This is a genomic window from Mesorhizobium sp. L103C131B0, from assembly GCF_000502275.1.
In the GTDB taxonomy this organism is placed as follows: Bacteria; Pseudomonadota; Alphaproteobacteria; order Rhizobiales; family Rhizobiaceae; genus Mesorhizobium.
The window spans coordinates 464364-479904 of sequence record NZ_AYXC01000002.1; the positions used below are offsets into that span (position 1 = coordinate 464364).

Sequence of the window (15541 nt, forward strand, 5' to 3'; positions counted from 1 at the left end):
GGTCAAAGACCGGAGATGAAGCTTCCCATCAGTTGATCTGCGGGGTCAGAGGCCGACCGTCCTCGCGGACGATGGCGGCTCCACAACCTTGCGGTAGACATGCCAGGTGGCGTGACCCAGGATCGGCAGCACGACCGCCAGCCCGGCAAACACCGGCAGCGAGCCGATGATCAAGGCGACGGCGACAATCAGTCCCCAGACAGCCATGGGGATCGGGTTCGCCAGCACAACTCGCACCGAGGTGTGGATGGCTTCGTAGGCGCCGACGTCGCGGTCGAGCAACAATGGGAAGGCGACGACCGTCGTGCACAACACCACCACGGCGAAGACGAAGCCGATGGCGTGCCCCAGGACAATCAGAGACCACCCGCGTCCGGTGGCAAATATTTCATTGATGAAGCCCGAAATCGATACAGGCGGAGCCGGGCCGAAGAGATATTCGTAAAACACCTGCGCCGCCAAAAGCCAGGCGATGAAGATTGCAACCAGCATGATCCCGACTGCGGCGATGGCTGGCAGGGCCGGAGAATTCCTGACCTCGAAAGCGTGCGTCCAGGAGGTGTCGAGCCCGGCTTCTCGTCTGCGGCTGATCTCATAGAGGCCGATCGCCGCGAATGGACCGATCAGCGCAAAGCCGGACACCAGCGGAAACAACATCGGCAACGCATTGGCGCCCGAAGTCCAGGCAGCGAGCACCACGCCGACAAGCGGATAGATCAGGCAGAGAAAGACGATGTGCGACGGTTTGACCATAAAATCGTCAACACCGCGCTTGAGCGCATCGAAAAGATCGGAAACACTGATTTTTCGGATTTTGGTGTGTTCCAGCGTTTCGCTGGCGCCTGCAATCACGTGAAAACTTGTCATGCCCGTTCCTCCAGACCAGGTCCGGCAAGGTCGCGGTTTCACGGTGCTGCCGTTCTGCATGACTGGCCACGCGAACCGCGACCTGCACCGCAATCAATATACTCCATTGACTGGAGCTTGTCGCCCGTTCTTACAAAAGGCTCCCGGAAGGCGAGGTTTCCGAACACAGCGTCATGCCGTCACCCTCCGGCTGACATGAACGCGCGCATCGCGATGGTATCGGCAAGCAGCACCGCAAAGATCGCGAAAAGATAGAAGATCGAATAGGCAAACAGCGCCTTGGCCGGTTTCATCTCCTTGTCGAGGATGACCAGGGCGTTCCAGGCATGCCAGATGAAACCCGCGCCCAACGCAGCCGAAACAATCCCATAGACCCCGCTCGTAAATCCGAACGCCCAGGGCAGCACTCCGATCGGTGCCAGGAGCAGTGAATAGGCGAAGATCTGCCTTCTGGTCGAGGCCTGGCCGGCCACGTTCGGCATCATCGGGATGCCGGCAGCGGCATAGTCGCCGGCCTTGAACAGTGCGAGCGCCCAGAAATGCGGCGGCGTCCACAGGAAAATGATCAGGAACAGGATGAGGCTTTCAATGCCGATGGCGCCGGTGGCCGCCGCCCAGCCGATCATCGGAGGAAGGGCACCCGCCGCGCCGCCGATGACGNCGATGACGATGTTCTGCGGTGTCGAGCGCTTCAGCCACATCGTATAGATGACGACGTAGAAAAAGATGGTGAAGGCCAGCAGTGACGCGGCAAGCCAGCCCACCAGCACGCCGAGCGTCATGACCGAAAGTGCGGAAAGCACCAGGCCGAAGCCGAGGGCTTCGCCCGCCGTGACGCGGCCCGACGGAACCGGCCGCTTTGACGTGCGCGACATCAGCGCGTCGATGTCGGCGTCGTACCACATGTTGAGCGCGCCGGCCGCTCCCGCTCCAACCGCAATCGCACCTATGGCGATCACGGCGATGACCGGGTTCATCGCGCCGGGCGCCACCATCAGACCGACGAAGGCGGTAAACACGGCAAGGGCCATGACCCGAGGCTTCAAGAGCGCAAAGAAATCACTGGCCGTCGCTTCCGAGAGGCGGACGCCGGTATCCTTGAGGCTTTCCTTGACCGACATTTGAGACGACCATCGATGGAAACCGGGCAGCCTAGAGCAATTCCAGGAAAGTGTATGGGGTTTTCCGCCCGGAATTGCGTAAGAACAAAGAGATCGAGCGGATCGCCGTTTCCGTGAAACGGTGAAACGCTCTGGCCGGCCGAAGAGCCAGGTTACGGGGAAAATTGCTTCAGATAGGCGATGACGTTGGCGACGTCCTCGTCCTTCTTGAGGCCGGGAAACGCCATCTTCGTCCCTTTGACCATTGCCTTGGGGTCGTGAAGATACGTCGTCAGTGTCGGCTCATCCCATTTGACGCCGGATGTGCCGGCCGCGATCATGGCTTCGGAATATTTAAAATCCGGATGCGTGCCGGCCGTCCGGCCGATAACGCCATGCAACGAAGGGCCTATCTTGTTGGTGTCTTGGTCTGCGACGTGGCAGACCTTGCATTTGGTGAAGACCTTCTCGCCCGCCGCGGCGTCCTGTGCCCGCGATGGATTGGCGATGAAAGTTGCAACGGAAACGACGGCGAAAAACGCAACCAAGCGCATGGCATTCCTCCCTGATCGTCAAATTTTCCTCAGACGGTCTGCACATGCCGGTAGCACCAGCATGCGCCCTGCACGGCAGAATAGATTCTCCGCTCCTCCCCAGATGGAATTGCGCCACCTGTGTACCACAGAATCTGGCCGGTAGGTAGAACAGGTCGACCGTACAAAGGTTCAGGTGGGCTGCGGTGGCTCAAGGCACATCCGCCACAACGAAAAAGGCCGCCTCGAGGGCGGCCTTATCTGATCTTGTCGTCAGACGCTTATTCGGCGTCCTTGGCGGCCTTCTTCTTCGGGGCTGCCTTCTTCTTCGGCTCTTCCGCGTCGTCGGCCTTTTCAGCCTTGTCGGCCTTCTTGGCAGCGGCCTTCTTCGCCGGCTTGGCCTTGGCGGCATCGCCCTCTTCGTCGTCAGCCATCAGCTCTTCCTTGCTGACCTTGACGTCGGTGACCGAGATCTGGCTGAGCAGATGGTCGACGACCTTCTCCTCGAACATCGGCGCGCGCAGCGTGTTCAGGGCTTCCGGATTGCTGCGATAGAACTCGAACGCCTCCTGCTGCTGATTGGCCGGGTAGCGGCGCACCTGCTCGAACAGACCGCGCTGCAGTTCCTCATCGGAAACGGTGACGCCGGCCTTCTCGCCGATCTCGGCAAGAACCAGGCCGAGGCGCACGCGGCGCTCGGCAAGCCGCAGATATTCGGCGCGTGCCTCTTCTTCCGTCGTCTCCTCGTCGGCGAAGGTACGGCCGGCGGCTTCGAGATCGCGGTTGACCTGGGTCCAGATGTTGTTGAACTCGGCATCGACGAGCTTCGACGGCGCCTCGAACGAATAGGCCGCATCAAGCTGGTCGAGCAGCTGGCGCTTGACCTTCTGGCGCGTCATCGAACCGAACTGGTTCTCGATCTGGCCGCGCACCACGTCGCGCAGGCGCTCCAGCGATTCCAGGCCGAGGTTCTTGGCCATTTCGTCGTTGATTTCCAGCGCGCCGGGCTTGGACACTTCCTTGACGGTGACGTCGAAGGTGGCTTCCTTGCCGGCCAGATGCGCTGCCTGGTAGTTTTCCGGGAAAGTGACCGTGACCTGCTTCTCGTCGCCGGCCTTGGCGCCGATCAGTTGGTCCTCGAAGCCCGGAATGAATTCCTTGGACCCCAGAACCAGCGGCTGGTCGGTGCCGGCGCCGCCGGAAAAGGCCTCGCCGTCGATCTTGCCGACATAGTCGATCGAAACGCGATCGCCTTCGGCGGCCTTGCCGGTCTTCGGCTCGAAGCTTCGCGCCGATTCGGCAACGCGCTGGACCTGCTCGTCGATCTCGCTGTCCGGCACTTCGAATACCTGGCGCGTCACCTTGATGTCGGAGAAATCTTTGATCTCGATCGCCGGGATGACCTCGTAGTTGAGGCGGAATTCGAAGTCGGCGCCGCCGGCCAGGATCTTCTCGGCCTCTTTCTCGTCTTCCGTCATGATCACTTCAGGCTGCATGGCGGCCTTTTCGCCGCGCCCCGTGATGATCGAACGGGTCGAATCGTTGAGGATTTCGTTGACCACTTCGGCCATGAACGACTTGCCGTAGACCTTGCGCAAATGCTGCACAGGCACCTTGCCGGGACGGAAGCCGTTGATGCGGACCTTGTTCCTGGCGTCGGACAGCCGCGCCATCAGCTTGGCTTCCATATCACCGGCCGGCACGGTGATCTTGATCTCGCGCTTGAGACCGGAGTTGAGCGTTTCGGTGACCTGCATCGTAAAACCTTTATCTTCACCAAAGAGGCTGCCACGGCGTCTTGCCGTTCACAGCCTGCCGGTACAATCTTGCCGGGAATGGCTTTTGGTACGGAACCTGGCGATTTGACCGAAATTACGGCTCAAATTCTTCCAAACTGCGTTCCAAGATGTGAATAAGTTCTTGTTTTTCCTACTTCTTATCACATTCTGCAGAAGCGGATCGGCGCGTCCCGTCACATTTGACACGCCTTTTGTCACAGGCGAGGCCAATTTTCAACCATCTTCGCGTTGCAGCGAATGACCGCCCCAACGGCAGACATTTTCGCCCCGACATTGACAGAATGATGGCTACATGGGATTGCCGACAAATGCGGATGTGGCGGAACTGGTAGACGCCCTGGATTTAGGTTCCAGTGCCGAAAGGCGTGGGGGTTCGAGTCCCTTCATCCGCACCACCCTTCGCTCTATCGAGCTTCGGGTGGCAGGCCACCCAGGAGCTTGATATAGAGAAGGGTGTCCTCCGAAGCCGTGGCGTAGGAGGACTGGCGGCGACGGCCTACACTTCAAACACCTTGCCGGTGAACCACTCGGCCAGCTTTGCCAGCTCCGGTCCCAGCACGCGGTCATCCTCGACCGGCGGCACGATCTTCCTGATATCCGCGACAAAATCCTGCAATGCCGGCGGCGCGGCGCGTTCAGTCACATACAGGGCCTGCGAGGCGATCATGGCCAGCATGGCCATCGCCGCGTCGAGGCAGCGGCCGGCGGTCGCCTCCTTGGTCCAGGCGAAGAATGCCGTCGTGGCGACGTCGTCCTGGCCGGCGCCGGCCGATTCGGTTCCCGGGATGAAGGTGCGCTGCGCCGCAAGCTTGGCCTGTTCGAGATAACTGGTGATCGCCATCGGGACATAGCCGACATTGCCATGGCCATCGCTGTCGGCCCAATGCCGTCCGGTCATCAACAGATCGGGCAGCAGCGACACCTTGCCGTTCAGCAGCTTTGAGGCGTGCCGGTCGCAAAGCAGGCAGAGATCGGCCCAGATCGCCGCCAGATCGTCCAATGCCGGTGTCGCCATGGCATTGTGGTAGCCGCCGGTGGAGATGCAGCGTCCCAGCGGATGCGCATCGTCGGGCGGGATATAGACCGGATTGTCCGAGATCGAGGCCAGCGACACAGTCGCCGCCTGCTCGGCGCCCGCCAGCGCCCGATGCGCATGGCCGAGCACGCGCGGCACGATGCGGTAGCTGACCGGCGCCTGATAGTTGCGCCGGCCGTCGCCGGCGCCAACCAGGTATTGCCGCAACCCTTGCAAGGCGGCCGCTTCGTGCGCGTCGCCCCAGAGCCCGTCGAGAGCTGCATCATAATGCTCGAGCGGCGCGCGAAACGATTCGATCGACAGCGCGAACACCTTGTGCGCCATGGCGAGGCGACGACGCGCGGCAAGTGCTGCGTCCGCCACCAGTGCCGCCGCGCAAGGCGAGCCGTTGATCAGCGATCCCCGCTCCTTCACCTCAAGCTCAAGGCTGGCGGTAAGCGCAGCAAACAGCGGATAGAGCGCCAGGATCTCGCCGGCGCCGCCCTGCCCCTGCGACGACACCACCGGCATCGGGCCGCCGTCGAGCATCGCCGCAACGGCTAGCGCGATGCGCGGCGTGGTGGCGGCATTGCCTTCGATGAAATTGGTCAGCCGTGCCAGCACGATCGCCCTGACCACGCGCTCGGGCAACGGCTCCCCGAAGGATGTGGCGGCGGCATACGCTTTGATGCGCGCATGGCGGTCGCGCTCGTCAAGTTCGAGCTTGCGGCTTGCCAGCTCGCCCATCGCGGTGGTGACGCCGTAGATGACCGGCGGCGGATCGGACTCAATGAGTTTCAGGAACGAGGCGCGGCATTCGGCAATGCGTTGCAAGGCCTTGTCGCCGATTTCGACCGTGTCGTTTCTCCAGGCGACGCGCAAAACGGCATCGAGATTGATATCTTCGCGCGTCGTCACCGTAATCGGCATTGTCTTCGCCCGTCTGGTTTGCATGAGGGCGAAGCGATCGATCGTTGCCGAAATCCATGCCCTGGGTAATGTCTTCTAGTAGAGCGGTTCCTCAAACAATGTCTTGTCGCCGTCCATCAGCGCCTTGATCTGTGCCTGGCCACTGGCCGCGAGCGCGACGCGCACGCCGAATGGCCGCACCCGCATGTCGTTCTGGACCGCCATGCCCTGGCCCTCAGGTAGGTAGAAGCGGTCGATGCCGTATTGCGGTGCGATCGTGGATTCAGGATCAAGCGTCCAGCCCGGCGCGACCTGGCCGACGATGTCGGCTTCGTCGGCGGCTGCCGGCGTCGGAGCCTTGCCGAACCAGGCCGTGGTCGCATGCCAATAGCCGTCGGCGCCCGGCTTCAGCCGGACCACGATCGGCGTGTTCTCGCTCACGAGCTGGCCGGCCGGGATGTTGGCGATCAGCTTCATCGGCAAGCGCGATATTTCATAGCCGAGGATAATATAGTCGCCGCGCAACAGATCGCGCGGATCGACCGGCTCGACTTTCAGCAAGACCTCCTTGCCGTTGCGCAGGATCGCCGCGCGGCCGGCGATGATCCAGCTCAGGAAACCGATCTGGACGAGCGCCAGGACCAGCGCCGAGATGACAAGTTTCTTTCCCGACATCATGCTGCCGCTCCTTCCGGGGCCTTCATGCGTTTTTCCACACGGATGATAACGAGAGCCAGGATGCCGAAAAGCACCGCGGCAGCCAGGAAGAAGCCGGCCGTGCCGAGCATCGTCTGCAAGGTCACGACGTAGATAATGGCGAGCTCGAAGGCAAAGCCGGCATAGGCAACCCAGCGCAGCCCCCTGCTCTCGCGCCCGCCCAGAACGATCGCCGCCGCAATCCCGGCCAGCGCGATAACCGAGGCGACGGCAAAGCCGTTGCTGAAGGCGTTGTCATCGCCCAGTTCGATCTGGATCATCGCCAGCCCGGTGAGAAAGCCGGTCAAGGCGTGCAAAGGCAGCCGCCCGCCGAGCTGCAAGATCCAGTCGGCCGGCCCGGCGGCGAAGATCGAAACCGCAAACAGCAGCGCCGACACCGCGACCAGAGGAATAGCCAGGGCGAGCGTGTTCTGGTCCAGGCCGCGCACCGCGATATAGAAAATGACCGAGAGAATGATCAAGTGGCGTGCCGGCTGGCTACGCGTCCAGAACGAGACGACAAAAAGCACCGACGCCATGATAACGAAGAAATCCGGAAATACGGGGCTGTCATAAAAGTCGAACGCGCGCACGAACAGCCAGGCAACGGATATGCCGACGGCAGCGACCGTCAGCGGGTTCGAGCGCAACGCCACCGCGGCTAATGCCGTGCCGATGCCCCAGGTGACGATGGCCGAGGCTTCGTCACCCGTGAGATGGTACATCTGGCCGATCAGCGCGATCGATCCGCCGAAGGCCGCGGCGGCCACGATCCACAGCGCCTCGCCGATCGCCGCATGGTCGCGCATCTTCAACACCGCGCCGCCGACATAGCCGGCGAGAATGACGGCAAACAGCGCCGCGACCCGCACCAGCCGCGGGATGGCGTCCCAGTTGGCGGCGACGAAGAGCAGGATCGCGGCGCCGAACAGCAGCGCTGCCATCATGGCCAATATAGTGCCGAAGCTCAGCGATTTGCGCTCGTTTGCGTCGATGTCGCGCTTAAGCGCATCGGCCGTCTTCGCGTCGATCAGGCCAGCCTGCAGCCACCGCCCGATATCGGCCCTCGCCCGTGACGAATAACTCGCCATGCCGCTTCTCCCCCAGCTTGGTCTTTCTGACAGCCGATCCGCCCAAATCGTTGACGCAACGTCATTTTCCGATTCGGGTTTCTTCATGACGAAGCCGTGAACGCGCGTTAATGTTGCATTGCACAATTTGCATTGCTGCCATGCGCCAACAGCACTTTTAAATCGATATTACCCAGCCTATTTACTGTTCGTACACAAACGGAATGATCCGAAGAAAGACGAAACGAGCACTACCATGAACCTGATCCGCAACTACCGCAACTGGCGCCGCTACCGGGACACCGTCTCCGAGCTGAGCCGCCTGTCGAACCGTGAACTGACCGACCTCGGCATCAGCCGCAGTGACATCCACTACGTCGCCCGCAAGGCGGTCTAATCCTCTTCGGATCGCAAATGATCCGAACCAGTTTTGAAAAAGAGAACGACAATGAACCTGATCCGCAACTATCGTAACTGGCGCGTTTACCGCGACACCGTTACCGAGCTGGGTCGCCTTTCGAACCGTCAGCTCCATGATCTCGGCATCGTCCGCGACGAGATCAAGATCATCGCCCGCAGGGCGACGATCTAACCAGAATTTCGCCAGGGTCGACCTCCTCCCCGACCCTGACGGATACGGTCAGCCTTCACCTCCTCCCGAGGGTTGACCACCAAAACGGCGCCCGCCGCACCTCCTCCCGCGGCGGGCGCTGTTTCCAAAGCGAACGCAGTTCGTCTCCAAAGTGAACGCAGTTCGTCCTCCAGGGATTTCGCCTCCCTCGATCCGGCGAAAAGAATTTCGTCAAGCCGACCTCCTCCCCGGCGATGACGAATACGGCCGATCCCCACCTCCTCCCGAGGATCGGCCCCAAAAACGACACCCGCCGCACCTCCTCCCGCGGCGGGTGTTGTTGTTTTTGGGCAGGCTTTTCAATGCGCATGCAGTCGATCGAGGCGCTTTACGCCGCCATCAGAGCGTCGCCGCGGACATAAGAAAGTCGAGCTCCGTAGTTGCACGACAATGACCCACGCGTGCAGCCGGCCAATTGCAAACAGCGCGCCAAGCGATTATTCCGGCGCTCATGAGCAAAAATCCAATCCACATCGTCGGCGGCGGCCTTGCCGGCTCCGAAGCCGCCTGGCAGGCAGCACAAGCCGGTGTTCCCGTCATTTTGCATGAGATGCGCCCGGTTCGCGGCACCGATGCGCACAAGACCGATGGGCTGGCTGAACTCGTTTGTTCCAATTCCTTCCGCTCCGACGATGCCGAGAACAACGCGGTCGGCCTGCTGCATGCCGAAATGCGGTTGGCCGGCTCGCTGATCATGAGTGCCGGCGACGCCAACCAGGTGCCGGCCGGCGGCGCGCTGGCCGTCGATCGCGACGGCTTCTCCGACGCGGTGACGAAAAGGCTCGAAGCGCACCCGCTGATCACCATCGAGCGGGAGGAAGTGCCGGGCCTGCCGCCAACGGAATGGGACCAGGCGATCATCTCCACCGGCCCGTTGACCGCGCCGTCGCTCGCCCAGTCGATCGCCGAGGCAACCGGCGCCGACGCGCTGGCCTTCTTCGACGCCATCGCCCCGATCATCCATTTCGACACGATCGACATGGACATTTGCTGGTTCCAGTCGCGCTACGACAAGGTTGGGCCCGGCGGCACCGGCAAGGACTACATCAATTGCCCGATGGACAAGGACCAGTATCTCGCCTTCGTAAAGGCGCTGGTCGACGGCCAGAAGACCGAATTCAAGCAGTGGGAAGGCACGCCCTATTTCGACGGCTGCCTGCCGATCGAGATCATGGCCGAGCGCGGCGTCGAGACGCTGCGCTACGGGCCGATGAAGCCGATGGGGCTGACCAATGCCCACAATCCGACGGTAAAAGCCTATGCCGTGGTGCAGCTGCGTCAGGACAATGCGCTGGGCACGCTCTACAACATGGTCGGTTTCCAGACCAAGCTGAAGCATGCCGAGCAGGTGCGCGTGTTCCGCACCATTCCGGGTCTGGAAAACGCCGAGTTCGCCCGTCTCGGCGGCCTGCACCGCAACACCTACATCAATTCGCCGACCTTGCTCGACGCCTCGCTGCAGTTGAAGTCGCGGCCGGGCCTGCGCTTTGCCGGCCAGATCACCGGCTGCGAGGGCTATGTCGAGAGCGCGGCGATCGGCCTGCTCGCCGGCCGCTTCGCCGCCGCCGAGCGGCTCGGCCACGCGCCATCGCTGCCACCGCTCACCACCGCCTTCGGCGCCTTGCTCAACCACATCACCGGCGGCCACATCGTTTCCGACGACGAGCCGGGCAAACGCTCGTTCCAGCCGATGAACGTCAATTTCGGCCTGTTCCCGCCGGTGGAAGCACCGAAGACCGAAGGCAAACGCCTGCGCGGCAAGGACAAGACGGTGGCCAAGCGCCACGCGATCACCTCACGCGCGCGGGCAGAGTGTCGGGAGTGGCTAGGGCTGCCGGCGCAAACAGCGGAAGCTGCTGAATAGCCAAGTCTCAGACTCCTAACGCGATTGACGTTTACGTTAACTCGCTGGCCAACCCCGCGTTGCGCGCCTGAGCAACAGCCAATGACGGCGCAGAGCCGAAAGCCGGGCTGCGCCACCAAGCGGCGAGCGGCCATTGGCCATCTTGCCGAGATAGGCGCTGGTCAGCGCCAGCGGCAGGAACGCCGGACGCAGCGTTTCCGGAAGTGCGGACGCCCCTTGCTCGAAAGCGCGGAGATGCTCCTGCGCCAATGCAATCATCGCAGCCACCGCGCGCTGAGCGCCGGGGCCGCCGTCGCCGCTGACGAACTCCTCCGGCGATGAGCCTACCGCGGCAAGGATATCCGCCGGCACGAAGCATTGCCCGCGTCGGCGATGCAGCGGCAACAGCAGCAACAGGCCGCTCATCGCCTGGGCGCAGCCGGCCCTGCCCGCCAGTTCGGCAAAGCGCGGCGCCTGATTGGGATCGAGCACCATCGCCGCCAGCTGGATCAGCGCGGCCGCCGTCTCGCCGCAATAGCCCTCGAGATCGGTGCGCGACGGCATCGGATCGTCATAGAGGTCGAAGATGCGGGCCTCGAGCATGTTGTCGAAGGCAGTTTTGGGCAGGCCATGGGCAGAAATCGCCGCCTTCAGCGCATCGGCGAGCGGGTTGCCTGTGGCTGCGGCTTCAGCAGCGATGACATCGCGCCACCATTGCAGCCTCACTTCGCCCGGCAATGCCTCGTGGATGCGGTCTCGGACAGAGGCGATCTCGGCATTGAAGGCGTAAAGCGAAAACAGCGCCGCGCGGTTGTTGGCCGGTGCATAGAGTGCGCTGACATAGCGGTCATGGTCGCCGGCGCGCACCGTCTCCATGACGATGTCAGCTGTATCGGTCACGTCAGTCGACGGCGATCAGCGCCGCGGCCACGGCGCGGTCTTCGGCAAGCAGAACATTGTAGGTCCGCACCGCTGCCCCCGTCGACATCGGGTCGGAGCCAATGCCAGCCGCTTTCAGCGCCGCCCGAAGTGCTGTCGGCAAGGGCCGCAAATCCTTGCCTGTGCCGACCAGCAGGATCTCGACCTTGCCGGCCTCGGCCAGCAGCAGGTCGAAATCCGCCGCCGTCAGGGCCAGCGGATCGGCCGGCTCCCAGCCGTGGATGCCGGAGGGCAGGCACAGAAGCGAGCCGCGATGCGACATGTCGGCGAAGCGGAAGCCGCCATTGCCGTAGGCTTCGATCGGCGCCCGTCCGGGGAAATGCGCCTCGCGAATGACGATGCCTTTTGCCACCAGCGCGGCCGTCAGGTCGCCATGGCCTTGCCGCCACCAACCGGCTTCTCCTCATCGGCGCTCGCTCCCTGCGGCCTGAGCCTGAACAGGATCAGCAAGGGCGCTGCGATGAAGATCGACGAATAGGTGCCGAAGACGACGCCGAACAGCATCGCCATGGTGAACGAGCGGATCACCTCGCCGCCGAACAACACCAGCGCCAGCAGCGCCAGGATGGTCGTCACCGAAGTCAGCGTCGTTCTCGAAAGCGTCTCGTTGATGGCGTTGTTCAACAATTGCGGGAGCGGCATTCGCTTGTATTTTCGCAAATCTTCTCGAACACGGTCATAGACGACGATCGTGTCATTGAGCGAATAGCCGATAATGGTCAGGATCGCAGCCAGCGAAGACTGGTTGAATTCGAGCCCGGTGATGACGAAGAAGCCCAGCGTCATCACCACATCGTGCACCGTCGCCACGATCGCGCCGACCGCGAACTGCCATTCGAAGCGGAACCAGACATAGACCAGGATGCCGATCAGCGCGATGATCATGGCGATCGTGCCTTGCTTGGCCAGCTCGCCCGAAACCGTCGGGCCCACCACCTCGACGCGGCGAAAATCGTAATTGTCCTGGAGCTCGCCGCGCACCTTGTCGATGACGGTCTGCTCGGCGTTCTCGCCGCCATCCTGGGTGCCGACGCGGATCAGCACGTCGTTCGGCGCGCCGAATTGCTGGACCTGCACTTCACCGATGTTTAGCTCCGACAGCCGGCTTCTGATATCGCCAATATCGGCGTCGCCTTGCTTGGACTGCACCTCGATGATCGAGCCGCCCTTGAAGTCGATGCCGTAGTTGATGTCGATGGTCAGGAATCCGATAACCGACGCGATCGACAGCAGGCTGGACAGTGCGAAGGTCCAGCGGCGGATGCCCATGAACGGGATTTTCGTGCCGGCCGGAACGAAGGTCACCGGCGCACGCGGCAATTCCTTCGGACGCGCGCGGCGCAGCCAGATCGACACCAGCAGACGGGTGAAGGTGAAGGCGGTGAACACCGTGGTCAGGATGCCGATGGCATAGGTGATGGCGAAGCCCTTCACCGGTCCGGTGCCGAGATAGAACAGCACGACCGTGGCAATCAGCGACGTCACGTTGGAATCCACGATGGTCGCCAACGCCTTGGTGAAGCCGGTGTCGATCGACTGGATGACCGAACGGCCGGCCCGTCGCTCCTCGCGGATGCGCTCATAGATCAGCACGTTGGAATCGACCGCCATGCCGATGGTCAGCACGATACCGGCAATGCCGGGCAAGGTCAGCGTCGCGCCAAGCAGCGACAAGACCCCGACGATCATCGCCACGTGCACGGCGAGCGCAATGTTGGCGAGGAAGCCGAGAAGTCCGTACGCGACGAACATGAAGGCGACGACGAGAATGGAGCCGATGATGCCGGCGACCTTGCCTGCATGGATCGAATCCTGGCCGAGGCCCGGGCCCACCGTGCGTTCTTCGATCACGGTCAGCTTTGCCGGCAACGCACCGGCGCGCAGCAGCACGGCGAGGTCGTTGGCGCTTTCGGCGGTGAAATTGCCTGAAATCTGGCCGCTGCCGCCGAGGATCGGTTCGCGGATCACCGGCGCTGAAATCACCTGATTGTCGAGGATGATGGCGAACGGCTTGCCGACATTCTGCTGCGTCGCCTGGCCGAACCGTGTCGCACCGCGCGAGTTGAAGACGAACGAAACCACTGGCTCGTTGTTTCGGGAATCATAAGTTGCGGTGGCCTTGGCAAGATCCTCGCCGGACACGATGACGCGATTTTCCACCAGATACGGAACCGGCGGATCGTCCTGCGAATAAAGCACCGAGGAGCCTGCCGGCGGGCGGCCGTTCAGCGCATCCTGCACCGACATCGAGGTATCGACCATCTGGAAGGTCATCTTGGCGGTCTGGCCAATGATCTCCTTCAGCCTTTGCGGATCCTGCAGGCCCGGCACCTGGACGAGCACACGGTCGTCGCCCTGCCGCTGCACGATCGGCTCGGTGGTGCCGAGTTCGTTGACGCGACGCTCGACGACTTCGATCGACTGCGCCAATGCGGCTGAGGTGCGGTATTTGATGCCGGCGTCGGTGACGGTGAATTTGAGCAGCCCGGCTTCGGAATCATCCAGGGACATTTCCTGGATGGAGCCACCGGTGAACAGGCCGGCGGCGACCGGATCGGTCAGCGGCTTAAGCGCCGCCTTGGCGGCATCGATCTGGGTTGGATCGGTGATGCGCACTTGTACGGTCCTGCCGGTGCCGCCAAGGCCGGTATAGCCCACCTTGGCATCGCGCAGCAGCGTGCGGATCTCGTCGCGCGTCGTTTCCAGCTGCGCCTTGACGAGATCATTCTGGTCCATCTGCAAGAGGATGTGCGAACCGCCCTGCAGATCGAGACCAAGCGTCATCTGCCGCTTCGGCACCCAGTTGGGCAATTGCGCCAATGTGCTGGCCGGGAAGAGATTTGGCGCGGCAAGGATGAATGTGACGGCCACGGCGATCCAGATCAGGATCATCTTCAGGCGCGAAAAATACAGCATATGGCGTTGTCCGTCAGGGCGTACTGGCGGATCGTTCCGCCGACAATTCGGTTATTTCTTGGCGTTCTTATTTGCCACCGGCTCGCCCTTAACCCGCACTTCGCCGATTGTCGAGCGCGCTGAGGTCAATTTGGCGCTGCCGCCGGCAGCGGTTTCGGCGTCAATCGCCTCTGTCGGTTCCATTCTAATTCTGATCACCGCCGGGCGCTATCGTGCGCTACTCGACTATTTTCAATCGTGCAGGCATCGGTCCGGAACGCAAAAGCAAGGCCAGATCATCGGCGTTCTCCTTGGTGAGGTTGCCCGATATCTGGCCGCGGCCGTTAAGAATTGGCTCGCGGACGACTGGCACCGAAAGCACTTGGTTGTCGAGGATCATCGCAAATAGCTTGCCGACATTCTGCGAGGTCGCCTGCGCAACGCGTGCCGTTGCCCTGGAATCGAAGGTGAACGAAACCGCCGGCTCATTTGTGACGGAGTTGGGAGTCGCCTGAGCATTGACAATGTCGTCACTGGAAACGATCGTTCGGCTCTCAACCAGATAGGGAACCGGTGGATCGTCCTTCGAATAAACCACCACCGAGCCAGCGGGCGTCCGGCCATTGATCGCATCAGCGACCGGCATCGACTCATCAACCCACTGAAAAGTCAGCATTCCGGTTCGGGTGAGAATTCTCCTCAGCCTTTGCAAATCCGCAACGCCCGAGGTCCGGACCAGCATACCGTCTTCGCCCTCTGGCCGCACTACTGGGTCGGCTACACCAAGATCACGCAGGCGATTCTTAATGACCACGATCGACTGCGCAAGCGCGATCGACATCCGATACTTGATACCTGTGTCTGTTACCGTGAACTTGAGCAACGCTGCTCCGGTATCATCCAGGATCACTTCCTGGACCGGACCAGCGCTGCCAAGGACAGGATCAGTCACCGCCTCCAATGCCATCTTGGCCGCGCCGACCTGAGCGGCGTCGGTGATATGCACCTGAACGGCCCGACCCGACTTAGCAAGACCAGTATAGCCGATCCTTGCATCGCGCAGCAGCGTCCTGATTTCGTCACGCGTCGCCTCCAACCGGCGATCGATCACATCGGTCGCGTCCAATCGAAGCAGCACGTCCGCGCCGGCAGCGTGAAGACTGGGCGCGTCGACGAGCATTGTGGCCATAGCAAGCCAGATCAGGATCATTTTCAGGCGCGAAAAATGGACCATACGCCGTCTT

14 protein-coding genes and 1 tRNA gene are annotated in these 15541 nt (G+C 62.1%); 4 read left to right on the forward strand and 11 right to left on the reverse strand.

Annotation, left to right across the window (positions count from 1 at the left end; all coding sequences use genetic code 11):
• Positions 1–45: 45 nt before the first annotated feature.
• The 4 genes from X730_RS158990 to tig form a co-directional block, all read right to left on the reverse strand.
• Positions 46–867, reverse strand: a complete 822-nt coding sequence (locus X730_RS158990) for a DUF2189 domain-containing protein (protein WP_023805334.1) — start codon at positions 865–867, stop codon at positions 46–48.
• 179 nt (positions 868–1046) lie between these two features.
• Positions 1047–1988 carry a heme o synthase gene (locus tag X730_RS158985; protein WP_023825708.1) on the reverse strand — a complete coding sequence of 314 codons (942 nt, stop codon included), beginning with the start codon at positions 1986–1988 and terminating at the stop codon, positions 1047–1049.
• 152 nt (positions 1989–2140) lie between these two features.
• Positions 2141–2521, reverse strand: coding sequence for a cytochrome c family protein (locus tag X730_RS158980; protein WP_023667668.1), 381 nt, complete (start codon positions 2519–2521; stop codon positions 2141–2143).
• Positions 2522–2781: 260 nt separating this feature from the next.
• On the reverse strand, positions 2782–4257 hold the full coding sequence (tig, locus tag X730_RS158975) for a trigger factor (RefSeq protein ID WP_023825709.1): 1476 nt from the start codon (positions 4255–4257) through the stop codon (positions 2782–2784).
• 352 nt (positions 4258–4609) lie between these two features.
• Here tig and X730_RS158970 point away from each other — a divergent pair.
• Positions 4610–4694 (forward strand) — tRNA-Leu (locus X730_RS158970).
• A gap of 101 nt (positions 4695–4795) precedes the next feature.
• Here X730_RS158970 and X730_RS158965 read toward each other — a convergent pair.
• The 3 genes from X730_RS158965 to X730_RS158955 form a co-directional block, all read right to left on the reverse strand.
• A complete protein-coding gene (locus X730_RS158965) occupies positions 4796–6244 on the reverse strand; it encodes an aromatic amino acid lyase (RefSeq protein ID WP_023825710.1) in 1449 nt (482 codons plus the stop codon).
• Positions 6245–6319: 75 nt separating this feature from the next.
• A complete protein-coding gene (locus X730_RS158960; protein WP_023805337.1) occupies positions 6320–6901 on the reverse strand; it encodes a GDYXXLXY domain-containing protein in 582 nt (193 codons plus the stop codon).
• Positions 6898–8010, reverse strand: a complete 1113-nt coding sequence (locus tag X730_RS158955) for a DUF2157 domain-containing protein (RefSeq protein WP_023825711.1) — start codon at positions 8008–8010, stop codon at positions 6898–6900. The genes X730_RS158960 and X730_RS158955 overlap by 4 nt, the downstream gene beginning before the upstream one ends.
• Positions 8011–8245: 235 nt before the next feature.
• Between X730_RS158955 and X730_RS1000000165805 the strand changes: the two genes are divergently transcribed.
• The 3 genes from X730_RS1000000165805 to trmFO all read left to right on the forward strand — a co-directional run bounded on the left by X730_RS1000000165805 (position 8246) and on the right by trmFO (position 10484).
• Positions 8246–8386, forward strand: coding sequence for a DUF1127 domain-containing protein (locus tag X730_RS1000000165805; RefSeq protein WP_006335194.1), 141 nt, complete (start codon positions 8246–8248; stop codon positions 8384–8386).
• Positions 8387–8437: 51 nt separating this feature from the next.
• Positions 8438–8581: a DUF1127 domain-containing protein gene (locus X730_RS1000000165810; protein ID WP_023667673.1), complete on the forward strand. Its 144-nt coding sequence runs from the start codon at positions 8438–8440 to the stop codon at positions 8579–8581.
• 490 nt (positions 8582–9071) lie between these two features.
• The gene (gene trmFO, locus X730_RS158950) at positions 9072–10484 is read left to right on the forward strand and encodes a methylenetetrahydrofolate--tRNA-(uracil(54)-C(5))-methyltransferase (FADH(2)-oxidizing) TrmFO (protein WP_023825712.1); all 1413 of its coding nucleotides are present in this window, start codon (positions 9072–9074) and stop codon (positions 10482–10484) included.
• A gap of 36 nt (positions 10485–10520) precedes the next feature.
• On the opposite strand, the gene X730_RS158945 is transcribed toward trmFO, so the two are convergent.
• The 4 genes from X730_RS158945 to X730_RS158930 all read right to left on the reverse strand — a co-directional run bounded on the left by X730_RS158945 (position 10521) and on the right by X730_RS158930 (position 15531).
• Positions 10521–11363: a phytoene/squalene synthase family protein gene (locus X730_RS158945; protein ID WP_031196638.1), complete on the reverse strand. Its 843-nt coding sequence runs from the start codon at positions 11361–11363 to the stop codon at positions 10521–10523.
• 1 nt (position 11364) lies between these two features.
• Positions 11365–11754 (reverse strand): Mth938-like domain-containing protein, encoded by a 390-nt coding sequence (locus X730_RS158940; RefSeq protein ID WP_023688226.1) that lies wholly within the window; start codon positions 11752–11754, stop codon positions 11365–11367.
• An 11-nt stretch (positions 11755–11765) separates the two neighbouring features.
• Positions 11766–14318, reverse strand: coding sequence for a protein translocase subunit SecDF (gene secDF / locus X730_RS158935; protein WP_023667677.1), 2553 nt, complete (start codon positions 14316–14318; stop codon positions 11766–11768).
• A 217-nt stretch (positions 14319–14535) separates the two neighbouring features.
• Entirely contained in the window at positions 14536–15531 is a 996-nt protein-coding gene (locus X730_RS158930; RefSeq protein ID WP_023744782.1) for a hypothetical protein, read from the reverse strand.
• Positions 15532–15541: the final 10 nt, after the last annotated feature.